The 23,623-nt window shown below is 54.4% G+C and carries 16 protein-coding genes and 1 pseudogene; 3 read left to right on the top strand and 14 right to left on the bottom strand.

The genetic code is table 11. The features are described from left to right. Window positions 1–232: 232 nt before the first annotated feature. The 8 genes and pseudogenes from CWM66_RS06450 to CWM66_RS06415 all read right to left on the bottom strand — a co-directional run. Window positions 233–1,181: pseudogene (locus CWM66_RS06450) on the bottom strand (IS3 family transposase); the annotation flags it as partial. Window positions 1,182–1,353: 172 nt separating this feature from the next. Continuing rightward, window positions 1,354–2,862, bottom strand: a complete 1,509-nt coding sequence (locus CWM66_RS06445; protein WP_007373639.1) for a TolC family protein — start codon at window positions 2,860–2,862, stop codon at window positions 1,354–1,356. 97 nt (window positions 2,863–2,959) lie between these two features. Continuing rightward, window positions 2,960–8,896 carry a putative Ig domain-containing protein gene (locus CWM66_RS06440; RefSeq protein ID WP_107146376.1) on the bottom strand — a complete coding sequence of 1,979 codons (5,937 nt, stop codon included), beginning with the start codon at window positions 8,894–8,896 and terminating at the stop codon, window positions 2,960–2,962. Window positions 8,897–9,000: 104 nt separating this feature from the next. Next, window positions 9,001–9,888, bottom strand: a complete 888-nt coding sequence (locus tag CWM66_RS06435; RefSeq protein ID WP_035889769.1) for a phage tail protein — start codon at window positions 9,886–9,888, stop codon at window positions 9,001–9,003. A gap of 347 nt (window positions 9,889–10,235) precedes the next feature. Then, window positions 10,236–12,344, bottom strand: coding sequence for an HlyD family efflux transporter periplasmic adaptor subunit (locus CWM66_RS06430; RefSeq protein ID WP_107146375.1), 2,109 nt, complete (start codon window positions 12,342–12,344; stop codon window positions 10,236–10,238). Next, a complete protein-coding gene (locus CWM66_RS06425; protein WP_107146374.1) occupies window positions 12,341–13,675 on the bottom strand; it encodes an efflux RND transporter periplasmic adaptor subunit in 1,335 nt (444 codons plus the stop codon). Before CWM66_RS06425 ends, CWM66_RS06430 begins: the two co-directional genes overlap by 4 nt. Then, complete coding sequence (locus CWM66_RS06420; protein ID WP_369878868.1) at window positions 13,672–14,424, bottom strand: efflux RND transporter periplasmic adaptor subunit; 753 nt, start codon at window positions 14,422–14,424, stop codon at window positions 13,672–13,674. The genes CWM66_RS06425 and CWM66_RS06420 overlap by 4 nt, the downstream gene beginning before the upstream one ends. A gap of 276 nt (window positions 14,425–14,700) precedes the next feature. Beyond that, window positions 14,701–14,958 carry a YjhX family toxin gene (locus CWM66_RS06415; protein ID WP_007373645.1) on the bottom strand — a complete coding sequence of 86 codons (258 nt, stop codon included), beginning with the start codon at window positions 14,956–14,958 and terminating at the stop codon, window positions 14,701–14,703. A 398-nt stretch (window positions 14,959–15,356) separates the two neighbouring features. Between CWM66_RS06415 and glgS the strand changes: the two genes are divergently transcribed. Then, window positions 15,357–15,563, top strand: a complete 207-nt coding sequence (gene glgS, locus CWM66_RS06410) for a cell surface composition regulator GlgS (protein WP_072438293.1) — start codon at window positions 15,357–15,359, stop codon at window positions 15,561–15,563. Between the two features lie 325 nt (window positions 15,564–15,888). On the opposite strand, the gene CWM66_RS06405 is transcribed toward glgS, so the two are convergent. From CWM66_RS06405 to CWM66_RS06395, 3 genes are all read right to left on the bottom strand, one after another. After that, window positions 15,889–16,092 (bottom strand): hypothetical protein, encoded by a 204-nt coding sequence (locus CWM66_RS06405; RefSeq protein ID WP_007373647.1) that lies wholly within the window; start codon window positions 16,090–16,092, stop codon window positions 15,889–15,891. A gap of 232 nt (window positions 16,093–16,324) precedes the next feature. Beyond that, on the bottom strand, window positions 16,325–17,713 hold the full coding sequence (locus tag CWM66_RS06400; protein ID WP_107146372.1) for a HAMP domain-containing sensor histidine kinase: 1,389 nt from the start codon (window positions 17,711–17,713) through the stop codon (window positions 16,325–16,327). Next, complete coding sequence (locus tag CWM66_RS06395) at window positions 17,713–18,390, bottom strand: response regulator transcription factor (RefSeq protein WP_035889758.1); 678 nt, start codon at window positions 18,388–18,390, stop codon at window positions 17,713–17,715. Before CWM66_RS06395 ends, CWM66_RS06400 begins: the two co-directional genes overlap by 1 nt. Before the next feature lie 205 nt (window positions 18,391–18,595). Here CWM66_RS06395 and CWM66_RS06390 point away from each other — a divergent pair, with 205 nt between their 5' ends. Beyond that, complete coding sequence (locus CWM66_RS06390) at window positions 18,596–19,432, top strand: MipA/OmpV family protein (RefSeq protein WP_107146371.1); 837 nt, start codon at window positions 18,596–18,598, stop codon at window positions 19,430–19,432. Window positions 19,433–19,743: 311 nt separating this feature from the next. Here the strand turns inward: CWM66_RS06390 and CWM66_RS06385 are convergent, their stop codons facing one another. Continuing rightward, entirely contained in the window at window positions 19,744–19,974 is a 231-nt protein-coding gene (locus tag CWM66_RS06385; protein WP_007373652.1) for a hypothetical protein, read from the bottom strand. Between the two features lie 555 nt (window positions 19,975–20,529). Between CWM66_RS06385 and CWM66_RS06380 the strand changes: the two genes are divergently transcribed. Continuing rightward, complete coding sequence (locus CWM66_RS06380; protein WP_007373654.1) at window positions 20,530–20,997, top strand: Hsp20 family protein; 468 nt, start codon at window positions 20,530–20,532, stop codon at window positions 20,995–20,997. A 415-nt stretch (window positions 20,998–21,412) separates the two neighbouring features. Here the strand turns inward: CWM66_RS06380 and CWM66_RS06375 are convergent, their stop codons facing one another. Together CWM66_RS06375 and CWM66_RS06370 are read right to left on the bottom strand one after the other, a co-directional pair. Further along, window positions 21,413–22,552 carry an HD domain-containing phosphohydrolase gene (locus CWM66_RS06375; RefSeq protein ID WP_007373656.1) on the bottom strand — a complete coding sequence of 380 codons (1,140 nt, stop codon included), beginning with the start codon at window positions 22,550–22,552 and terminating at the stop codon, window positions 21,413–21,415. After that, the gene (locus CWM66_RS06370) at window positions 22,545–23,621 is read right to left on the bottom strand and encodes an HDOD domain-containing protein (RefSeq protein WP_035889755.1); all 1,077 of its coding nucleotides are present in this window, start codon (window positions 23,619–23,621) and stop codon (window positions 22,545–22,547) included. Before CWM66_RS06370 ends, CWM66_RS06375 begins: the two co-directional genes overlap by 8 nt. Window positions 23,622–23,623: the final 2 nt, after the last annotated feature.

The raw sequence follows: 23,623 nt of genomic DNA, 5'->3' as shown, positions 1-23,623 counted from the left end.
GCAGGGCTGGTTACTGCCAGTCATAACCTGCCCGGCCTGGAACAAAGCCCGGCTTTTCCGCGTTACCTGCATGTTGAAATGACCTGCGTTACGATAGGCAGCTTTGCTTATTTTCTTTTTAGCGCCGCGGGTACTGGCGTGGCGGGCAAGGTGAGCGTCTGATATGCCTCACGAATTGTTGAAAGCGGCGAGACAAAATAGTGGTAAGGGGTGAATCGCCACGGATAATCTGGACACTTCTAATCCGTTGATAATATTGATTTTCATATTCCGTCGGTGGCATCTGATCACTCGAACTATGCGGACGCTTACGGTTATAAAACATTTCGATGTAATCAAAAATATCACTGTGGGCTTCTTCCCGCGTTCCGTAGATCTTTTTCTTTATCCGTTCGCGCTTCAGTAGCTGGAAAAACTTTCTGCAACTGCGTTGTCGTGACAGTTATCACGACGGCTCATACTGCCCTCCAGTCCATGTGATTTCAGGAACGACTGCCACTCATGGCTTGTATACTGACTACCTTGTTCAGAATGAACCAGCACCTGTTTTTGAGGATTACGTCGCCACATGGTCATCAGAATTGCATTCAGGACAATATCTTTTGTTATCCGGGGTTGCATCGACCAGCCGATAACTTTGCGCGAGAACAGGGCAACAACCACGGCCAGATATAGCCAACCTTCGTGAGTTCGGATGTACGTTATGTCCGTTACCCAACGTTCCTCCGGTACGTCCGGGTTCAACTGCCGCTGGAGCCTGTTGGGCGTCATGATACTGGCTTCGCCCTTACGTGCCTGTGGGCTACGGTACCCGACCGGAGCCTTTATCCCGGCACGCTTCATCAGCCGCCAGACCCGGTTAATCCCGCACTGTTGCCCTCTATCCCGCAGGTCGGGATGGATCTTGCGATAGCCATAAACGCAACGGGACTCAGCCAGAACTGTTTGATTTGTCCCGTTCGTCAGTAACCCGCTTCAGTTCCTTCTGGAGTCGGCGGATCCAGGCCTGAGCATCTGACTGTTCTTTGTTACTGGAAGAGCCCGGCCCGTACTTCTTTATCCAGGCGTAAAGACTGTGGGTGGTGATATCGAGACGTGTTGCAACGCTGGAAACAGAATAGCCACGCAACCTGTTTGACTGCTTCAATTTTAAACTCTTCGGGATAACGCTTACCACTCATGGGCACCTCTCTTTCAGCCATCTTAAATGACTCAGAGGTGTCTGTTAAACCTGTGGCGATTCAGTCGGTCATATGATTATAAGACCAATAATCCTTGCTATTTTTCCTGGGGGAAAAGCACTGGCGGGGTAAGAAGGGAGCCCCGGCGTACTCAGACGCCGGGACTGTGTTATCAGAACGACTGCAGCGTGCTGATCTTCCCTTGCTGCCAGTTGACTTCCGACTGACGCAGCGCGTTGCTGATATCCGCCAGTTTGTCCGACGGCAGTGTCTTCGGCAGCAGGTCTACGCCCACGCTGGAGATAATCTGCCCGTAGGTGTTACGCAGCTCCGCGTAGGCCAGGTCCTGACGCAGATCGGCGTTCAGCGCATTCAGTTCGCCCTGAATTAGCTGCAACTCACCGATGCTATTGGCTTTGTAGCGGTTACGCAGTTGCTGAACGATTTGCCCGTCCAGATCACGCAACTCTTCGCTGGTTTTATACTGACGTAGCGCTTCGTTGTAGTTGGCGCGCGCCACGTACAGTTGCGCCATGATCGCCAGCGACATCGCCTGACGCTGCAACTTGCCCACCTGCTCGTTGGCCTTCGCCGCGCTGTGCGCAGCCGGGCCAGACATCAGGTTGAACAGGTTCCAGGTGGCTTTCACCCCCACGTCGGCCCAACTGTTGTTGACGAGGAATGAGTTGCTGTCATAGTGGCCGCCTGCGCTAATCTCAATACCCGGCAGCATACGCAGCAGCGCTTTACGGGTTTCGGCGGCGTTAATGCGTACCTGGTAATCCTGCTCACGCAGTTCCGGGCGGCTCACCAGCGCGGTCTCTTCCAGGGTTTTCTGATCCACATTCAACTGCGGAACCGTCTCGTCACCGCTGGCGGGCAGAGCCAGTGTATATGGCGTGTCCAACGGCAGGTTCATCAGTGTGGCAAGTTCGGTTTTCGCCAGCGACAGCGCACGGCGCTGCTCTTCCAGTTGGCGGGTGGCCTCAATCAGCGCACGGCGGTAACTCAGGGCTTCAACCTGGTCGCCGACCTGCTGGGCGGTCATCCGCTCGCTAGCTTCACGCGCCTGGTTTACCCGGTCAATCAGCGTATCGATCTGGCCCAGCAGACGCTCGGCGGCAACTGCACGCCAGTAGGCGGAACGGACATCCTGCAAAATGGTGTGTACCACCTTGCGTTTACGTTCTTCGGCAATCCAGCGCTGATCCGATTGCTGTTTCGCACTGACGTAGCTTACGCCAAAGTCGAGCACGTTCCATACCATCGTCAGGTCCGCCACATCGCGGTCACGATCTTGCGAGGTGGATGGTTCCAGAGAGGTTTGTCCGGTTTCCACGCTGCGGCTACTGGAGGCGCTGGCGTTGTTGCGCCCTACGTAGCCCGCCGAAGCCGCCAGCTTTGGCAGCATGTCATAACGGGAAAGATCCAACTGCTGTTGGGCCAGCGCGCTTTCCATGACTTTTAAGCGCGACTCAAGGTTATATTTTAGTGCGCGGGCCATCGCGTCATACAGGGTGATCGGCGCGGTAACCGGCTCCTGCTGGCTGAACATCGCTACTCGATCCTGCTGGCTGCGCTGTTCGCTCTCTTTTTTGGTAATCGGGTCGCTGGTCACGGCACACCCATTTAGCGCCACGACCAGTACGCTCAGAGCAAAAAGCTTGCGGCCTTTACGCATCATTTCGCTGCCACTCACAGTTGTCACCACCGACAACCGGTTTGCCACCATCACGTTCATCATAGAATTAACGCCTTTTACTGTAGTCTTGTAGTTATTAGCCCTGCTGCTGGCCCAGGTCGTACAACGCCTGTTCAATGGCTGACAGACGTTGTCCTTCAGCATCGCCAATGTGTTGTAATTGCCGGTGGAACGATGGGATAAACGCGGCTGTCGCCTGTTCTTGCCCCTGTTCTGTCACTCCCTGTGCATGCAGGTTGATATCTTTCCAGCTACCGCCAGTAAACACTTCCATCGGAGTCAGTGAAGGCAGATAAATGCCGGAGAAAACGCTGGCCAGCGACGAGCTGCCACCCAGCGCCGGATCTTTGTTAAAGCTGGGGAATGAGCCCAGCGAACTCTCAAAATGGCTGCCGAACGATGAACCGGGCCCGAAGACATTCGCCACTTCGCTCTTCGTCGCATCCCTCCCGCTTGCCCCATCGCTGCTGGCACCGAAGATGGAGGCCATCATCGAACCGCTCCCGGCGGTGCGTCCGGCATTAAAGCTGCCGAGAGAGGCGGGGGTAATCAATATGTTGAGCGGCGGTGCGGCAGCCTCCTGAGGCTGGATAGTGGGTGTTTGGCTGTCCACCGGACGTGGTCCGTTCGTACCATCTGAAATACGGAACTGCGGATCGCCGCTGGTAATGCCTGCGCGGGTAACCGTCAGGCTAAAGGTGGTGCTGATTGACGTGTTCCCGGCATCGGTCGCGGTAACCCGAATGACCAGACTACCGATATCGGCGTTGCCCGGTGTGCCAGAAAACGAGCCTTTCGCGGGATCGAAGCGCAACCAGGCAGGCAGTGCGGAACCGTCCGCCTGCGTCGCGCTCAGAGTTAAGGTGTCGCCATCCGGATCGACAAAGGTGCCAGCCGGGACGGTGAGGTTAAAGCTGCCGTCTTGCGCCACGCTCTGCGGCGGGATCGGCGTACTGAGCACCGGGGCATCGTTCACATTGGTGACCATCAGGCTAAAACTGGTGCTGACCGAGGCGCTGCCATCGCTGGCGGTGATACGAATATTCAGGTTGCCGACATCCGCATTCCCCGGCGTGCCGGAAAACGAGCCTGTCGCGGGATCGAAGTGCAGCCACGCAGGCAGCGGGTTGCCATTTGCCAGGGTGGCGCTCAGGGTCAGCGGGTCACCGTCCGGGTCGACAAAGGTGCCCGCAGGTACGGTAAAACTCAGACTGCCATCCTGCGCAATGCTCTGCGGCGCAATCGTCGCGCCGATAACCGGCGCATCGTTCACGTTGGTGACGACCAGCCCGAAAGTGGTGCTGACCGACGCATTGCTGCCATCGGTTGCCGTCACCCGAATGGTCAGATTGCCCACGTCGCCATTACCCGGCGTACCGGAGAAGGTTCTTGTGGCCGGCTCGAAGCTCAGCCAGGCGGGCAGTGCCGAGCCATCGGCTAGCTTCGCGCTCAGGGTCAGTGTGTCGCCGATATCCGGGTCGGTAAAGGTTCCCGCAGGAACAGTGAAGTTAAAGCTGCCATTTTGTGCGATGGACTGTTCGTCCATCGGGATGGACACCACGGGCGGGAGATTACTGTTATTCACCGTCAGCCCAAAGGTGGTGCTGACCGAGGCATTACTGCCGTCAGTCGCGGTTATACGAATCGTCAGGTTGCCGACATCACTGTAGCCCGGGGTGCCAGAGAAGGTACGGGTCGAAGGATTAAAGCTCAGCCAGGCGGGCAGTGCCGAGCCATCGGCCAGCGTCGCGCTCAGGGTCAACGTATCACCGCTATCCACATCGACAAAAGTACCGGCAGGCACGGCGAAGCTGAACACTGTATCTTTGGTGGCGCTTTGAGGACTGACCGTGCTTCCCATGCTAGGGGCATCATTCACGCTGGTTACCATCAACGACGCCTGTGCACTATTGGCGGAGAACGCACTGCTGCCGCCAGAGGTCGAGGTATCCGCAAGACCTTTGCTGCTACCTGCCGTCGCCGTACCACTGGTCTGATCCCACGCGCTGAAACTCAGGGTTGCGGTTTCACCATTGGCGCTGTCCGGTACATAACGCAACTGTGCCGTTGACCCGAGCAGCAGGGCTGCTGAACTGGATACCGTGCCGATATTGAACCAGTTAGCTCCGCTATCGGTGGAATACTGCCAGCCACCGTTCCCTACTGTCGCCGTAATCGCAATGCCGCTGGACGCTCCGCTGTCGACATCCCCATAACCCGCACTGTTGAGCAATGACGATACTGTGGTGGCAGACGATGTTACATCTTCCGTTGTGGATGTCAGAGTGACCGTCGCACCGCTGGATAACGTTGGCGCATCGTTAACCGGCGTTACGTTAAGGGTCATCGTTCCTGTATTAGCGGACAACGCCGTGCCATCGCTGACCTGCCAGGTAAAGGAGGCATAACCCGTGCCGTTGGCGTTCGCGGTCGGGCGGAAGATCAGTTTGCTGATATCAGCCGCGCTGACCACCGAACCATTGCCCAGTAATGTATCGCCACCGCCACGTACACCGTCGTTGTTCGCGTCAATAAACAGCTCACCCGCGGTTGGTGCTGTGACGATAGTGATGGATTGCAGGGTGTCGCCGTTGTCCACATCGCTGAAACCAAAATCTGCGGCGCTAAAGGTCTGGGCGCTATCCTCATTGATGGTTTTACTGACTGACGTATTGCTGATGATCGGCGCATCGTTAACTGGCGTTACGTTAAGGGTCATTGTTCCGGTATTGCTGGACAACGCCGTGCCATCGCTGACCTGCCAGGTAAAGGAGGCATAACCCGCACCGTTGGCATTTGCGGTCGGGCGGAAGGTCAGTTTGCTGATATCAGCCGCGCTGACCACCGAACCATTGCCCAGTAATGTATCGCCGCCGCCACGTACACCGTCGTTGTTCGCGTCAATAAACAGCTCACCCGCGGTTGGTGCTGTGACGATAGTGATGGATTGCAGGGTGTCGCTACTGTCCACATCACTGAAACCAAAATCGGCAACGCTAAAGGTCTGGGCGCTATCCTCATTGAAAGTCTTGCTGACCGACGTATTGCTGATGACCGGTGCGTCGTTGACCGGCGTGATACTCAGCACCGCCTGATTGGTGCCGCTACTGTTGAGCGAACCGTCATTAAAGGTCCAGTTAAGCGTCACGCTGGACGGTGGATCGTCAGAACTGTTGGCATAGGTCAGGGATTGCAGCACCGCATTCACTATCGCCGCCGTTGCATTGCTATTGAACGTCAGCGTCAGCGTGCCTGAGGAATTCGCCGTGACACTGCCCACCGTCGTACCGTTATAGGTGAAGTTTTGCCCTTGAGTCAGTGCCCCCAACAGTCCGCTATTGCCGAAGGTATCGACACTGTTCGCCCCGCCGTTACGGGCGATTGAAACAGAGGCTCCGTTATAGTTGCCCTGAATATCCAGCTCGGTATCGGCAACAGTGACATCGCTGTCCATCACCACTGCACTGCCTTTTTCAGTAAAGGTCGCGCCGCCATTGAGGTTGCTGAAGACGGGGGCGGTGTTGGTGGTTGAGGTTATCGACGAACTGTTGACCGCCGTCAGGCTACCTGACGTGGCGCGCAGTGCCAGCGTATTGATACTACCGCTGTTGGTGTACTGTATGATAAGCCCGGTGTAGGTGGCGATACCGCCAGACGGCGTTAATGTTACCGTCGTAGCGCTGGCATCATTATCCCCGGAGGTGACCGCCAGGCTATTGACCGTACCATCGACGACGCTGTCGTTAGGGTCAGTCACTGAGAGCACGATATTGGTGGTGTAGTCCTGATCCACCATGCCATTCGCATCGACCGCCTGTACTACCGGCACAGTGGTAAAAATGGCACTTTGTCCATTCTGAATCGCCGTGGGAACGGGCTGGGTGGAAAAAACCAGTCGCGTCGCCACCACATCCGGATTGAGCGATGCAGATGTGGCGCTGACCAGGCTACCGGCCGCCGCCGTCAGCACGAAGTTAGCATCACCATCACTGGCCGAGGTGTACTTCACACCGCTAAAGGTAGCAATACCGTTTGAGGCGGTCGCCTGAGTGGTGCCCGTCAGCGAGCCGCTACCATTTTCGCTTAATGTCACTGAACCGTTAAAATCAGTATCGATATTGCCGCGATCGTCAACGGCAATCACCACCGGCTGGGTGGTGAAGTTAATGCCACTGACCACTGAGGTGGACGGCGATTGGCTATAAATGAGTTTGGTTGCTGCCACATCAATGCTGGCACCACTGCCGTTGTTCACGTTGGCCTGACTACTGGCGAACGTTGAACCGCCGGAGACCGTGGTGAAATTGCTGGCATTTACCGACAATATTACCGTGTGGTGATCGGTGATGTCGTTACTGCTGGTATTGTCGTTGTAATACGCCTTGATGGTGTAAGTTTCACTGCTGTTATCCGCAACCGACAGGTTTAAGCTGGAAAACGTGATTCTGCCGGTGCTGCTGTCGTATGTGCCGACGACGTTAGTGGCATCCGGGCCACTGAGCAGGAACGTCATCTTGCTCAATTCTGATGATGTCGCCGTACCACTGACGTTAGCGTAGAATTGGCTGACATTGGTGGCCGAACCATCAGACGTGCCGAGGTCAGTAAGGGTAAAGTCCAGCAGCGAGGTAGCGCTGGCCGCTGACGTCGCGGTAGTGGAAAATGTCGTTGCTTCGCCAGATGGCCCAGCGGTTACGGTCGATGTCGCATCTACCGAAGAGGCGGCATGAATATTGTTCAATACCAGGTTATCCAGATAGTACTCATTGGTACCGGATGTCGTAATGGTAATGGAAGAAACGCCGACAAAATTGCCGTTAAAGCCGCTGATAGTGGTATAAGACACGCTCCCGGGGAATGGCAGTACTCCACTCTGATTGTCCCCACTGGTCGATTTACTGGATGAAATCGTGTAATTCATGTTGCCGGTGCCATCGGCATTCAATAAGTCCAGTGAAGATAAATCAAAAACATAGCCGGGAATGCTGATGGTGAAGGTCAGCGAATTTGACGAACTGGAACCATCCGTTTGCACGTCATAGATCAGGCTATTGCCGTCACTGTTTAGCCCAGAGAGTACGTTTCCGACAAAATCGAAATGTAGGGTATACCCCCCTTCCTGCCAGGTCTGGTTATTGCCGCCACCGCCGCCAGTACCTGTCTCAAACGTAAAGGTATCCAGCACGTGGGTATAATCCCTCTGTGTGGCGGCGGTTATCGCAATGTCAGTAGTGATCTGACCGACTTGCGATTCCAGCATCCAGTCGCCTTTTAACGCTGTCGACCCGGTCAGGTCAGTGGACGCAGCCACATCAGCTCCGGTGAGCGCTGCCAGGTTGCTAATAAAAGTCTGCCCTTGTGTTCCTTGCGCCACATTACAGCCATAAAGCAGGATATCGCCGGACTCAGTCAGCGACTGGCCGATAGTGGTCAGAGCAGCACTTCTCGTAGCGAGCATACTGTCGGTCAATGTGACGCCCCCAAGCGTCAGTCGGCCTTCGCCACCATTGCTGATGATATGGATGGCGTCGTAACCCGTGTGGGTTTGCGCCCATTGCATTATCTGGCTTAACCCATCTTTGTCGGCATCCAGCAGCACCACCTCAACCCCGTCTTTCACGCCGCGGGCCAGTTGCTGGTAATCTGCCACTGCGGTGTCAATAAACACCACTTCTTTATGCGTGGCACTGCCGGTCGCAACCGCAACGCTACTGTCTGCTACGGTCTTCGAATTCTGGGTATCAGTATTGTGGGCGGTTGTATCAACATTGCTCGTTGCATCGGTATTGTGGCTGGTTGTATCGGTGGTACTTTGGCCAGACTGGCCGCTGTCCGTCGACGCGGCTGTCTGTGTCGCTGTATTTTGAGTGACAGCAGTCTCAACCGTGGCGGCGACCGCACCATCAAACAACATACGCGCTTCCAGCATAACGCCCAAAGGTACCTGCTCATGACATGCAGCACCTTGCGGAACCTGACGACTTTTTTTGCTCAGCCAATGACGCCACAACATAATAAGGATACCTTTCAGGAGTAGATTTATTTACAACGCAGACCAGCCTGCGTTATGCCGAACTGGCCTGTTTTTTCAGATTATTATCTTGTAAACGCTAACCACTAAGGCCTGTCGGGGTATAAACCTTCGGCCATAATGCACACAGTCAGTCCCTGCGAAGGAGACTGGGTTGCCACTCGAACGACCGGTTGCGCCGACGTCCCCGCCGTACCAACCGCAACCGAACCGCCTGTCACTGTCGGTACGGTGACCGTGAACGAGGGAATTGTTGGCGTCCCGGTAACCGTCCCATTGGAAATCGACGAATCAATAGTGCCGCTGACCGGGCCGGTTAACGTCTGACTGGGCCCTAGCGTAGTATCGGCAGTCGCGGTTGGATTATAAATATTCGGTGCACCAAGCGCGGGTTTAGCCAGTATCGCGCCATTGGTGGGTAATGACGCGCTACCAGCAACAGCAGACCCACCTGCAATCTTCAGCAAACCGGAAGTCGCTGCCGTCAGATTAAGGGTATTCGTGATGGTCTGGCCGCTTACCGTTAACCCGCTTCCGGTTTTTTCCGGCACGGTTACCACAGTACTCCCGGTCGTTGGGCTAAACGTTGCCGCATGGTTATGCAAAGGCAGCGGCACCGCAAAATCGACTGTTGGCGCACCGATTTTCTGCCCGAGGTTCACTGTCGCTAACCCCAATCCAGAACCGGTCCCGACAACAGAACGACCTCGCAGATCGGGTATCCCAAAGGTGGTTGAACCATCGCCACCAAACTTGAAACCCAGCAGAGAGTACAACGCCTGATTAGTATTAATAGGGACAGTCTGGCCGTTAGCCGGAAGCCAACCGCGAGGACAAAAAGACATGGCAAAAGAACACACAGTACCAATGTAGGATTCGCTGTTACAGGCCGCTGCACTTTGGGGTAAAAGAATACTGGCAGCGATAGCGGTAGTGATGGCTGATTTAACAAATAAACGCTGAATATATCTCATACAGATCCCTCCTGGAGGAATAGCTGATTTATTAAGATCAAATGTTATTAATAACCAACCTTATAATTTGGGATGGAACAAAATAATAAGATAACGATGGGGAGCAAAAAACGTGTATGACTCATCAGGAATATAGCTCAGTCAGTAAAATTAACATACATAAAAAAACATTAACTTACGCACATAATTCAAATGAAATAACTTGAAATAAAGCAATATTTTAATTTTTATTTATTATCAAGCGGATAGGGTTTTGTTCCTTCACTGACTTCTGAGATAACAACTATTGGTTTTTTATGGCAAACGTGAATGCGATATATTTCGTAAAATATATCCGTGTAATCTTGTCAAAATCCGCTTTCCCGAATACCCAACGCGGCAATTCGTCGCCATAACGCGCCGAGAATAGATTCCGTTTCCCCTTCCAGTATTACGCTGCCCCGTAACGGCTGTTGCGGCGGCGAGAATTGCCCCTCCTGCAGCGCGAAACGCACACTGTACTGCGCCTGGATGGGTTGAGGATTATGATCCCTGTCGCGACGCACGGCGATCGGGCCGTGGCGATCGGACGCCAGCATCTCTTGCTGTAACCAGGCGGTACCGGTAGGCGCAATATCTTTCAGTTGTACGACAAGGCGGGGATACGCGGGATCATCGGCGATAAAATAGCCTTGCATCCCCACTTTCGCGCGTTTTAGCGTATCGTCGGGTAAATATCCCTGCACTTTTCCGATACCCTGCCCAACCACACGGAGCAATGGCATATCCGGGGTCAGCCAACGGCCTTCCGTCATATCTCGTGCCACATCCCTCACCTGGCCTGCCTGAGGCGCGGTGAGAGACAAGCGCTGGCGTTGCGCATCCAATCCCCGATAGCGGGCCAAAGATTCCGCCAGTTGTCGGTCAAGCACCTGGGTTTCGCTGGCGGTTTCCTGACGTCCGGCTCCCCGCTGCCGCTGCTGTTGCAAAATAGCAATTTGCTGACGCTCTATATTGATGCGGTAGTCCAAATCGGACGAGGTGAGATCCAGCAGTTTCTCACCGGCTTGCACCTGCTGGCCGTCAGTGACGTAGAGCGCTTTGACCTGCGCAGGAATAGGGGCATACAGCGCGCTGACGTTTTCTGCTTCCAGCACAGCAGGAATACGGATGCTGCCGCGCCAGGGAAACAGCAGCTGCACTAATACCGCCGCCAGAATCAGCCCTGAACGCAACAGCTTAACGGGATGAGCATTCTTACGCATGGACCACCAGATACGGGCCTCCTTCACCACCGGAAGCGCGATAAACCAGCCAATTTCTACCGACATCAAAGCAATACCAACCACCTTAATGAAAAAGTGGTACACCATCAGTGCAATGCCGAAAAAAAGGAAAAAGCGCCATATCCATGAGGCGTAACCCCATATCAACAGCTTGCGTTGCATCGACGGCGACCAGGTATGCGGTGCCGGATGACCATAACCAAATAACGCCTCGCGCAGACGCCAGCGGCACAGGGCATACGCGCGTTCCTGCAGGTTTTCCACCCGCCAGAAATCGCTCAGCAAGAAATAACCATCAAAGCGCATTAGCGGGTTAAGGTTAACCACCAGCGTCGTTATCCAGGTGGCGCTGGAGAGCATAAACGCTGCCGTACGCAGAGGACCGTCCGGCAGCAGCGTCCATACCAGCAGCGCGAAAACCGCCAGCAGCACCTCGGCCAGAATACCGCCTGCGCCAATCAGCAAACGCGATCGACGATTCTTGAGTTTCCACGCATCGCTCACGTCGGTATAGAACAGCGGGAACAGCACAATAAAGGCCACCCCCATGCTCTGCACCCGGCAGCCCGCGCGCTTAGCCATAAACGCATGGCCAAGTTCATGTATGAATTTGGCGATCACCAGCGACATCCCGAATACAGCCATCCCTTGCAGACTGAACAGGTGAGGGAACGCATGGGTGTAACGCACCCAGTCACGGCTGACCAGATAGAGCCCCATCACCAGAATCAGCGGGAATACCCCCAGCAATATTGCTGTTCCGTAGCGCTTAAGCCAGGGCCAGCAACGGTTGAGCAGCGGATCGGGCCGCCAGAGCGGGATACGGAAAAAAAGATACTGATGCAGCACTTTCTTCCACAGGCTGGTGCGCATGGCGCGGGCTTTGCTGAGGTAACGCTGACGCTGTTCGGCATCGCCCGAGGTCACCAGATCGTGCTGGCGTAAAAACTGCAGCAACTGCTCCAGCTCTTTGACCTGTAGGGGCAGGCCCGGCTCCTGGTTGGCTGCAGCAAGGACCTGTTGTGGCAGACGCAGGGACCAGTGGCGCAGCAGGCGGATAGCCGTGGGCGTCAGCGTGAAATAGCGACCGGTAAGCGGGTCCGCCAGTACCCATTGCGGCGCACCGTTAATACCCGCAGCCGATTCTGCCAGCTGGAGGTCGGGGCGCAGCGCGGGTAAGAGCGGGTTCATAGGCCGATAGCCTGGCGGATCACGGAGAGCGGGCGACGGAACAGATAGACCGCCAGCGGTACATATTCGCCGGACAGTTTGGCGGTTCCGCGCAGGCCAATACGCGGCGGGGCATCGCTAAAGCGGCCATCAAGCCGGTACGCCAGATTGCCTGTCGGGGTCTGCTCGGACTCATAGGCGATGCGCTCAAGCTTTGCCGCATACGGGGTGATGGGGTCACTGTCGAGGAACAGTGTGATGGGCGCATCCTGTTTTAATTGAATGGCATCCCCCACATCCAGCTCGATGCGTAACGCGGCCAGCGCCGGGTCGGCAAGCTCCATTAAGCGCTCGCCGGTGCGCACCGGTTTGCCAATCCAGCGGTCGGCGTCGGCAAACACGGCAATACCATCCCGGTCGGCGCGAATTTCAGTGCGACTTAACAGGGCGCTGGCGTAATCGCGCTCGGCCCGTTTTTGCGCCACCTGTGCGGCCAGGAAATCAAGTTTCGCTTTGGAATCTGCATCCTGAAAGGCGCGCTGCGAGCTGGCGCGAAATTCCGCTTCGGCAACATTCAGCGACCGCTCGGCGACGTCGGCCTGCGCTTTTAGCATGGTGTCGTCGAAGCGGACCAGTACATCACCCTGATGTACGCTCTGGTTTGGCTGCACGGCAAAAGACTGGATCACGCCGTCCAGCGGTGCGGCGACCACACGCCCCAGGTGGGGGACCACTTCGGCGGGAGCCAGCACGGACTGGCGCACCGGAATAAACAGGCAGGCGAGCAATACCAGCAAAGGGATAGCGATCTTCCAGCGCCCTTTACGGTGATGCCAGCGGTTGGTTTGCGGCTCCAGCGCCAGCCATGCGTGGCTGAATGCGCCAGCAAGCTGTTCGGCCAGCACCCGGTCGGCGTTTTGCCACGGTTGTTCGCGCGCGTACCAGATGCCGCCAAACCCTTCTCCCTGGCGGTCTTTAAGCGGTGACCACAGGGCTTCGGGGGCGGAGAGGGTCTGCCAGTCGCTGCGGCTTTGTTCGTCGAGTTGCACCGCTTCAATGACGCCGCACTGGTTGAGTGGTTTGCCCTCAGTTGTCTGCAAACGGGCGCAGGCACGTTCGATAAACGCCACAAACGGCGCGTGGGGTGCGGGTTGAGTGACACCCGTTACCGCGCGCACCCGACCGTTAATAACGAGTGCGGCGTGACGATAGCCGAACAGCGGCTGGCTGTCGTTGACGATGCAGTACGCCAGCTCTTCGCTGCTGGCAGCGGCCCTGGCCTGCTGTTCGATATCAAGAAAACGGGCAAAGACGGCCGCACTGGCTGTAGCCGGCGTGGGGGAAGTACTCACTTCGCCTCCGGGAACTGCGCCGTGCCGCTCATGCCCGCCATCAGGCTGGCGTCGGCATTGACCAGCGTACCGATCAGGCCGATGGTCTGGCTGCTTTCATCAATACGCGCGCCGAGCCGTGCGATGCTGGCCTGCAATGGTTTACCGGTTTCATCCGGCGTAAAGGTAAAGGTCAATCCGGGTTTGAGCGCCGACAACAGGCGGGAAGAGACCAGCAAGTTAATTTCGAGGTGGCGATTGTTCACCACATCCAGCAGCGGCGTGCCCTGAGCAACGCTCTCGAAGGTTTGCGTGCGGCGTTTCACGACCTGGCCATCAAACGGCGCGGTGATACGACAGCGATTGACCTGAATCTGATACACCTGGCTTTCGGCCTGTGCCTGGGCTAAATGAGCGGCGGAGAGCGCCACGGCGTGCTTGCCGACAGACTTGAGTTGCGCCAGCTGTTGGTTCTGGCTGAGTTCAGCTTCGGCTGCTCTGGCCGCCGCCTGCGATGCGGCAAGCTGTGCCTGGTAAATACTGCAATCGAAGCGCACGAGGATATCCCCTTTTTTGAACGCTTCGCCCTCTCTGAATGGCATCTCCACAATGCGGCCAGCCAGTTCGCTGGAGAGGGTCGCTTGATCGACTGCCGCCAGAATGCCGCGTGCCTGATTATCGGTATGCGTTTGCGCGGTGTCGCCAGCAGAAGGGGAGGTCAGAAGCGGATCGGCAGCCAGGGCCAGGGTCATGTGAAACAGTGAGCTCATTAAAAACAGCCCCAGGGTACAGCGATAAATCGACATATTCACTTTCATCACGCTTATCGGCCTTTCCTGTATAACCCCTTGTTAATAAGGGGTTTATGCAACGAAGCTAAATGTAACGTACTGTTAATTCTTTGTAATTTAGTGTGTCGAAGTATAGCAGGCAAGGAAAAACTCGGCAGGCTATAAGAATCTATAGGGGGAAGATCCCCACAACGTTGAAATGGATAACCTGCCGGCAGCAATCCCCACCAGCGGGTGGGGATTGCTTAACATAAATTATTGGTTGTCCAGCTGTGCGCGGACATTGCTGAGACCGGTACGGTTAATGCGATAGGGCTGACCCTTTACCGAGCGGATCAGTTTTTTGCTTCTCAGTTTCTTAAAGACGGCGAGCGTGCAGTCGCTGAGCAATAGCCCTTCACGGGTATAACACTCAACGGCGGTGACGCGACCGGACGTATCGCGGGTATGAACGATACGCCCGCCTTTAGCAAGGACATGCAGGGTACGTTGTTCCTGACGGGAAATATTCATGCTGAAAATGCCTGTAATCATCTTGTGCAAAACCTGCCAACACCCTGGGGGGTTAGCGTGAGTGTTTAGCGCAGTGATAACCAGCCCGGCCGCAAAGGTCGGAAAGCTGATTATCAGATGGTTGCATTCTCCAGCATCGAAGCCTCGGTATTCGGTAAGAAAGATTTATCTCATCAATATTAACACGCGGCATACGCAGGGAAATAATTTTGCTTAAGGAGTGTGATCTGTGTGGATACTCAGCGAGGGTTTTTTTTCACTCTGTGCGCACGGTGACGTTATGGACAATCGGGTCATCGCGAAGGCACGCATTGCTTATGAAATGTCCATTTTATAAGACAATACTTAAGACAGAGAAGCATATGGCCTTACACAGCACGTCCGCGGACTGAAGGAGTATGCGAATGAAAAAACAAGACCTGAACGCAGTGAGGAATTTTGATTTTCTGGCACGCAGTTTTGCCCGTATGTATGCCATGGGCCAGCCAGTTGATATTGATGCCGTGACCGGCAATATGACCGAAGAGCAGAAACAGTGGTTCCTGGAACATTACAACCATTATTGCCAACAGGCGCAGCGCGCCAGAGTGAAGGAACTGCAATAGTAATCACCACAACGGGCCTGGCGGCCCGTTGCGTTTTCTGGCTTCGGGGTGTCTTGCGGTCTATTCCCATTTCGGACTCAGCCAGCAAAATCAACGTATCATGCTCTTGTTTCCTGCAGGAGAGGCAAGGGCACTCCTGACTGAATAAGCCAGCTAGCTCATCTGTGCCTCAGGCCATCAACTCTCATTTTCGTGATAACAGGTGTTAACGTATCTGCAGGACGGTGCCGGGCTTTTGTATGCACGCCCCCCATTTATGATGATTGGCCGTATCATTGAACGCTACGCCAATAACGTGGTTTGATTAGCTGCCTTCAGGGGCAACCTACCCGCACAATGACTCGTTAAACCTGAGCGACTTTGGTAGCTCAACACTTTCGTTCGCAACGCTGGCATTTTTGTGCAGCACGCTGTCCAGACGCGCATTGATTGTGTCTTCCGTGATAGCGCATCCTGTCCTTGCTAACTCCATCACGACGTAGCCGATAGCCTTCGCCATCTCATCGGAATCACGCTTGTTAGTCTGCATAAGCCCACCTCAAAGCTAAGGGAATTCAACTTATCTGACTATTACTCCTTAAGCTGCGAGGTTACCAGGCCGTTCCTGTTGTTCCGGTTATTCTATATATGTTTTTAGGCAGTAACTTTATGTATTAACTGGGTTATATGATTTATATATGGAACCACGCTGGAACAATATTGAAGGGATTTGAAACAACCGAGTTGGGGCATGTTATTGCATAGCCAACATGGTGTTTTCTTCAGGCTGGCCTGCGGTTTGGGAAGTCAACAGTAACCATGAGGCCACCTTCTGCAGACGTACTTAGGTACACGCTGCTGTTGTGTAGCTGCGCAACCGCTTTGACTATTGCAAGCCCTAATCCACTCCCGCTTTGCATCTGATTGGGATCGCGAAAAAATCTATCGAACACGCGCTCTCTCAATTCAACGGGAATGCCGGGCCCGGCATCGGAGACACGTAGCTGCGTGGATTCATCTAATGATCGTACCTCTACCTCAACCCGGCCGCCCTCAGGACTGTACTTGACGGCATTTTCAATGACGTTGTCGAGCAGCGACATCAGGCGTTCTCGGACGCCTGTCACCCAGATCTCATCATACGAGTAGAATTCAAGCTCAATCCCGCGCTCGGCAGCCAGCGGTGCCAGCATCGCCATTCGCTCTTGTATCAGTGTGGTCAGCGGCACAGGCTCCATAACCGTGTCAATGCGCGCTTCGCTGTGCATCAGCAGCAGCAACTGATTGACGAGACGAGCCGCACGGCTGTTGCTGCGAATAATCCCTGCAAGCAACTCCTGTTGACTATCGCGGCTAACATAAGACTGTAAAGCCTCAACATTGATTCTCATCGCAGCCAGGGGGGTACGCAGCTCGTGAGCGGCATCGGCAATAAAAACCCGTTCCCTTTCCGTGCTTTCCCGCACTCTGGCAAGAAAAACATTAACAGCATCCACCATCTGGCGAAGCTCCCTGTGCTTTGGCTCTGCTTTTAAGGGAGAGAGATCTTCTGGAGTTCGTGAGGCAATTTCATTGACCACCTTGTTCCAGGGGCGCATTGCAATGCGGATTGACAGCCACGCGGGAAACAAAAGAAAAGGAATGCATACCAGCAGCGGCAATATGTAGTATCCACGCGAGTTCAGGTAAATAAAGAAGTTCCAGCCGCCGGCAGGGGTGACGAGCGTGACCTCCGCGTCGGAATTGCCGGATTTTAGGGTACGGCTGGTCCAGGTGCGGCCTTCACTCTCAATGCTCTGAATTTTCCCGTATAGGGTGTTTTTCACCCCCGTTGGAGCGCCATCTGATGAATAAATTATCGCTTTATTCTTCCGAACAATGAGGCTGATCGACAGTTCCGGATCTTCGCCTCCGCCATAACCTTCCCGCAACGCCTTGCTGAACTTTTCCAGCACATCGGTGAGATCCTGTGGGCGATCGTCCATCCGATCAACCAACGTAAGAATGGTTTCGTAAGTCTTGTTGCCCAATAACATAGAGGGGCTACGCAAGTTTTCCCATAAAATGTAGGTCAGAAAAAGACACCAAAGCAGCGTAAGCAGTAGCATCTGGGCGATCATAATTCGCCGTACAAGCGTCGGGGTTTTCAGGCGGCGGCAAAAATTTCGCATCAGCCTGTCCCTTTCTGAATCGGTACGGTATCAATGACATACCCTACGCCTCTCACCGTTCGCACATAGCCGTCGCCGATTTTGCGCCGCAAATTCCCCATATGCACATCGAGAGCATTGCTCATGTTTTCTTTTGCGCCGAATATCCTTTCTTCCAGAAACCCTCGTGTCAGTACGCGGTCAGTGCGCAACATTAACGTTTCAAGCAGCGCGTACTCACTTGCCGTCAACTCAACATTACGTTCACTCACTGTCACGCGACGCGTCGGCACGTGAAGAGATAACCCTCGAATTTCTATCACCTCATTCTGAAAACCGTAACTGCGGCGCGCAAGTGCTCTCACCCTGGCGAGCAACTCGGCGAGAACAAAAGGTTTGACGAGATAGTCGTCTGCACCGGCATCCAGCCCGGAGAGGCGATCTTGCAGGGTGCCTCGTGCGGTCAGGATGATGACGGGTATCCCCTTGAGCTGCTGACGCAAGCTTGCCATCAGGCTCATGCCATCGCCGTCGGGCAGCCCGAGATCGAGCAATACCAGTTCTGGCGCGCAGACATCAAGTTGATGCAGTGCATCCACTTTGCGGCGAACCCATATGACATCTAATCCTTGATCTGCAAGGGCAATACGCACGCCATTGCCGAGATCCAAGTCGTCTTCGATGAGGAGAATTTTCACAATGGTTACGGTATCAACAGTGAATGAAGAACGTCTGAAGAAAAAAACGGTATCAGGAAATCTATCAGGTTTGCAGCCCCTGTACTTGCTTCAGTCTTTCTTCATTTTGGGCTCATGAGAACTTTAGGGTGAGCATTCAAACTGAGCGTTCTGGCGTTTAAAACCGCTTGTATCGTAATCATTTGAATCCACAAGGACTTCTTTCATGAGAAACATCGAACCGCGTCATAAGTTCCCCCATTTACTCTCGGGGCGCATGCTGAAAAAAATGTTGCCGGGAGCTGTCCTGGCCTTACTGGCGACCCCGATACTGGCGGCAGAACAGAAACAGGGCAACGAGTTGACTCTGGGAGGCGGCGTGGATGTTGCGCCACGCTATTCTGGTTCGGATGAAAGCCGCGTCACGACTGCCCTGGTGCTTGATTACGCTATGGCAAATGGTTTCTTCGTCAGCACCACGCGTGGTATCGGTTACGGCAACAACATCGGCAAGTGGAATTACAGCACTGCGCTGAGCTATCGCCCTGGCCGTAAGGATCGTAACGTGGACAGCGACGCGATCAGCGACGGCAGCGACGACTTGCGAGGTATGGGTGACATCAAAGGCTCGGCTCTCGGTGTGCCTGGCCTGGGGTACGAGGTGACCGACTGGCTTAATGTGCAATTGCAGGCTGAGGTGCCGATTTCTCAGCGAAGCAACGGTGAGGCCCTGCATTTCAGTATTATCAGCCCGTTCTATAAGTCATCGAAAAATTCCGTGACGCTGGCGCTGACCGGCAGTTGGGGAACCAGCAAGTATATGCAGACTTACTACGGGGTCAGTGCATCGCAGTCGGCCGCATCGGGGTTTAGCCGATATGATGCCGGATCGGGCATTTATGCCTGGTCAATGAATGTTGACTGGACGCACAAGCTCAACCAGGACTGGAGCGTGGTTGCTGCCGCAGGCTTTACGCAGTTGGCTGGTGATGCACGCAACAGCCCAATAGTGCAACGAAAAGCCTCGCCCACTGGCAGCCTGAAGGTGACATATAGCTTCTGAACGTTGTGCGACCTGGGCTTCCCGGCAGCGCTTTGCTCACTCATAAATATGCCTTCGATCCGCCCCGGTTCAGATGACGGGGTGGTACTGACCCTGGCCCCAAATCCTGCGCCATTCAGAAGCAAAATTCCTTCCTGATGGGATCATCAATAAACCGTTAACGGCTACGTGCGTTGAGACCGAAACAGGCGAATGGCGTTACTTACGCCCTGAGTGCGCGGAATAGTTCCACTTCGCGGCGGCGAAGAAACAAAGCGGAGAAGAAATTACTGTTGATTCCTCTCCACCTCAGGATCTGCGTGGGAGGAGAGTTAAAGCTTCGAGCCTATAATTCTGGATGCGACTGCTTTCGCCGCTTCAAGCTTTGCTTTCCCGGCTTCAGAATGTGTGCCAGATTCAAATGCTTTGAAGTTAAGCTGAATGTTCTCTTTGGCTTTATCGATGAACAATTGCGGCAGTTCTGAGCAAATGGACTGAAAAATTATTTCATACGCTAAAACACGGGATTGCAGATCATCAATCGCTTCTTCTACTGGCTTCATAATCTCTCCTTACGAAATACTCTGGCGCTCACCGGCAAACAAGAAATGCTCTGTCGCGAGTACCTGTGCTATGTGAATATTAAATATCGTTCAGTTAGGCAAATAAAACCAGAACAAGCCATGGCCAAACTGGACCGGGAGATCACAGAAATTGAAGGGAAATCAGGAGGTGAGCCAAAAAGTTCGGATGGGTAGCGCACCTGGTCAGCAAAATAGTGACGATCTCGGGTAATGGTCAACAGACAAGCACTCTGCAGGTAAATGTTACGCGAGTGGATGACGCATAACCGATCGGCAATACGTTGTTCGCTCAGATGGAGCAGGGCACTTAATCTCTTCCTGTTGGTCTGGTCAGTTGTTTATGCAGGCCACTATTTTCACCCACTTTCCATCCCTGCAGGTTTGTCACTGCCAGTGCGGTTGCCCGGAACGCATACGCAAAAAATTTTTATTTTGTGGTCTTGAAAAACGGGCGGGAGGAATTATCTATTGGATCGGACAAGCAACGCTTGCCTTTACGTTGAACTTTTGAATTGATTATTCAGGAGGTTAATTATGGCACTCAGAACCTTGTCAGCACTTCCGGGCTTTTCCGATTCTGTTTTTGCTGACCGTTTTAATCGTATCGACAGGCTGTTCAGTCAGTTAACGGGCGACTCTCCGGTCACTTCACTACCCGCTTATGACCTGAAAAAAATCGATGCAAGCAATTATCTGTTAAATGTAAGCGTACCTGGCTGGAAGGAAGACGAACTCGAAATCGAGACGGTCGGCGGAACGCTGAATGTTTCTGGTAAACGCGCTGAAAATGAATCGCAGGATGAGCAGGGCTGGATCTATAAAGGCATCCGCCGTTCTGATTTTCGTTTGAGTTTCACTTTGCCGGAGCATACCAAAGTCAGTAATGCAAAACTGGAAAGCGGGATCTTGCAGGTTTCCATTTACCAGGAAATCCCGGAAAGCGAAAAACCACGCAAAATTGCAATTGAGAATACACAGAAAGCCATTGAACATCAGGCTTAATAATTGACGTTATGTATCATTTTTCAGGGCCCGCTCAGGCGGGCCTTTTTTATTTTCCGTTTCATTTGGCTGTCACAAACGAAGTGGAAAATAAAAACTGGCAGACGCGACATCGTTTCTGCCAGTGAAAGAAGTTAGTGCTTGTCAGAAGTCATATCCCTTATGCATGTTATAACTTACCTTCATACAATTCACTAATCGCAAATTTCTGTATCCTGATTCAGAAATTTAATGATCCTGGTACTAATGCTTGCCGCGACTTCAAGCCCGCTTATCGTCCTGCGCGGAATTTGTATGATGCCGCCAGCAATGCGACGGCAATCAGGCCGTCAGAATCACGTCTGACAGCCGTTGAACAAGGGGATTTGGGCAGATTAGCGCCGGGCAGAAAGCGCTCTCCCGGCGGGGCACATCTTCAGGACGCGTTTTTACCCGGCAGGCCGCGCACCCGGATGGGCTCTTCGACGGCGTTCGCGGCGAGCAGGCGCTGAAGAGCGGAGATCGCGGTATCGGTCAGTTCATGACCTTTGGTCAGTACCATTAATCCATTTGTGGTGCGAATATCTTCATCGACAACCCAGCCCGGCATCAATTCACGGATACGCGCGGAGCGAACCCCCTCCACATTCGAGCGAAAATCTGACAGCGCTTTGATGAGATATTCAGGCAGCGCCGGACGCGCCGCACGCAGGATTTCCCACGGACGCTCCAGGCTCCAGCCGCGCGCGGCGTGCCGTTCCAGCTCCAGTGCGGCGCGCAGTAGCTGAGCGCCGCGTACCACTTCTAACGGTGCATTGGCGGGCGCTTCTTTCGCCTGGTGACGAATAATTGCCGCAACCAGTTCAAGACGCGGGATTTGTTCCACCAGTCGGCCCGCAACGTCCGGATGTTCATGCAGCAGTTTTTCCTCCTCCGGCGTCAATTTACGCTGTGCGGCATCAGCCTGGACGATGTCGGCAGGAATGCCAACGCAGCCGATCTGACTTAACGACGCGGCGAGAGTGTAAAGCCACTCATCGTGCCACCCCAGTTTCGGCAATGCGTGGCGGACGCAGGACTGCGCAAAAGCTGCGCGCTGAAAAGCCCAGGGGGCAACCATCGCCAGTATTTCTGTGAGCGTTTTTACCGAAGCAGAAAGCGTGGTCGCCAGGAGCTCTTTTTCTGCGCACACGAGCCGGTACTGACGAACTGCGTCATTCAACGTCGCTATCAGATCCTCTTTTGGGCACGGTTTACAGAGATAGCGGAAAATAGCGCCTTTATTAATTGCCGCGATAGAGGATTCCACATCGGCCTGCCCGGTAAGGAGAATCCGCACGCTGTCCGGCGAGACTTCCCGCGCTCTGGACAAAAAAGTCGCGCCATCCATTCCCGGCATGCGCATGTCGGAGAGGATCACCGCAAAAGGTTCTCCGCTGCGAATCGCATCCAGACCGGCTTCACCACTGTGCGCGGTCACCACATCAAACACATCAAACAGATTTCGCGTGATGGCCGCGAGCACATTGGGTTCATCGTCGACGCATAACACACGGGGTAAGGAAGTATCAGTCATTGAGCATCTCCTGCCATGCGGGCAGTTGGTCCAGCATGCCGGTTTGTTCGAGATAACGTTTATCGGGAACGCCATGATTGGCAAGGGTGACCGCAACATGGACGACACCGATCATGCCAAAGGTTTTTTCTGCTGAGCGTGAAGGTTGTACATGGCCTGCGACGGCTTCAACAATGTCCATCGGCAGCCCCCATAGCGCCAGTAAATAGGCACCGATGGCGGCGCGCAGCGGGATATCACCCTGCTCAGTCGTCGCCTCGTCGCTGGTGGTTCTTAATTCTGGAATGAGTAGCGCAATATTGGCCAGCAGCGCCGCAGTGGCTTCCCGTTCCTGATGCCTGGAGATACGCGCCGCCAGCATTGAGGCGCGAAGGGCGGTCTGCTGTAACTTATCCACATAGGGATCGGTAGCGGCATCGGCATAAACCTGGGACGCGAGTACCAGCAACTTCACTTGTTCCAGCCCCAGGTGAACGATCGCATTACCAATGTCATGAATATGTGCTCCCCGGCTGAACCAGGCGGAATTTGCCAGTTGCATAATCCGGGCGCTTAGCGCCGGATCGCTCGCCAGCAGTTCGGCAATTTCCCGAGTATTCGTCCCCTGGTTGGCAAGGAGTCGGTTAATTTCCGTAAATACTTTCGGGGCGGGCGGAAGCTGGTTAATTTTCCCGACCAGCATGACGACGGTGGGATCCTTGAAAAGCGTGCGCAACGCCAGCGCGTTTGCCACCATCGCCAGTAATTGCGTGCTGTCGCAGGGTTTGGAGACGAAACGGTGCGCAACGCCGAGCATACGAACCGTGGCCTCGGGTTCGGAGTAACCGGACAAAATGATCCGGATCGTGCCGGGCCAGCGGTCACGAACCTGCGACAGGAACTCCGCGCCATCCATCAGCGGCATACGCATATCCGACACCACAACATCGGCAGGGGTTTCTTCCAGCAGGCTCAACGCTTCATGACCGCTGGTAGCGAAGCGGCATTGCCACTCGCTGTCCTGCATCATTAAGGCGCGCTCAATACCCGAGAGGATGCGAGCTTCGTCATCCACGAACATCACCTGCATAC

Origin of the sequence: Kosakonia sp. H7A, from assembly GCF_003028445.1 — a bacterium.
Classification (GTDB): Bacteria; Pseudomonadota; Gammaproteobacteria; order Enterobacterales; family Enterobacteriaceae; genus Kosakonia; species Kosakonia radicincitans.
The sequence above is the reverse complement of the archived record's forward strand: the minus strand, read 5'-3'. Positions and strand labels throughout refer to the sequence as shown.

Bases quoted from the DNA above. Each gene is read 5' to 3' on its own strand.
- CWM66_RS06445 (WP_007373639.1), bottom strand. From the start codon at position 2,862: ATGCGTAAAGGCCGCAAGCTTTTTGCTCTGAGCGTACTGGTCGTGGCG.
- CWM66_RS06440 (WP_107146376.1), bottom strand. From the start codon at position 8,896: ATGTTGTGGCGTCATTGGCTGAGCAAAAAAAGTCGTCAGGTTCCGCAA.
- CWM66_RS06435 (WP_035889769.1), bottom strand. From the start codon at position 9,888: ATGAGATATATTCAGCGTTTATTTGTTAAATCAGCCATCACTACCGCT.
- CWM66_RS06430 (WP_107146375.1), bottom strand. From the start codon at position 12,344: ATGAACCCGCTCTTACCCGCGCTGCGCCCCGACCTCCAGCTGGCAGAA.
- CWM66_RS06420 (WP_369878868.1), bottom strand. From the start codon at position 14,424: ATGAGCTCACTGTTTCACATGACCCTGGCCCTGGCTGCCGATCCGCTT.
- CWM66_RS06415 (WP_007373645.1), bottom strand. From the start codon at position 14,958: ATGAATATTTCCCGTCAGGAACAACGTACCCTGCATGTCCTTGCTAAA.
- glgS (WP_072438293.1), top strand. From the start codon at position 15,357: ATGCGAATGAAAAAACAAGACCTGAACGCAGTGAGGAATTTTGATTTT.
- CWM66_RS06405 (WP_007373647.1), bottom strand. From the start codon at position 16,092: ATGCAGACTAACAAGCGTGATTCCGATGAGATGGCGAAGGCTATCGGC.
- CWM66_RS06400 (WP_107146372.1), bottom strand. From the start codon at position 17,713: ATGCGAAATTTTTGCCGCCGCCTGAAAACCCCGACGCTTGTACGGCGA.
- CWM66_RS06390 (WP_107146371.1), top strand. From the start codon at position 18,596: ATGAGAAACATCGAACCGCGTCATAAGTTCCCCCATTTACTCTCGGGG.
- CWM66_RS06385 (WP_007373652.1), bottom strand. From the start codon at position 19,974: ATGAAGCCAGTAGAAGAAGCGATTGATGATCTGCAATCCCGTGTTTTA.
- CWM66_RS06380 (WP_007373654.1), top strand. From the start codon at position 20,530: ATGGCACTCAGAACCTTGTCAGCACTTCCGGGCTTTTCCGATTCTGTT.
- CWM66_RS06375 (WP_007373656.1), bottom strand. From the start codon at position 22,552: ATGACTGATACTTCCTTACCCCGTGTGTTATGCGTCGACGATGAACCC.
- CWM66_RS06370 (WP_035889755.1), bottom strand. From the start codon at position 23,621: ATGCAGGTGATGTTCGTGGATGACGAAGCTCGCATCCTCTCGGGTATT.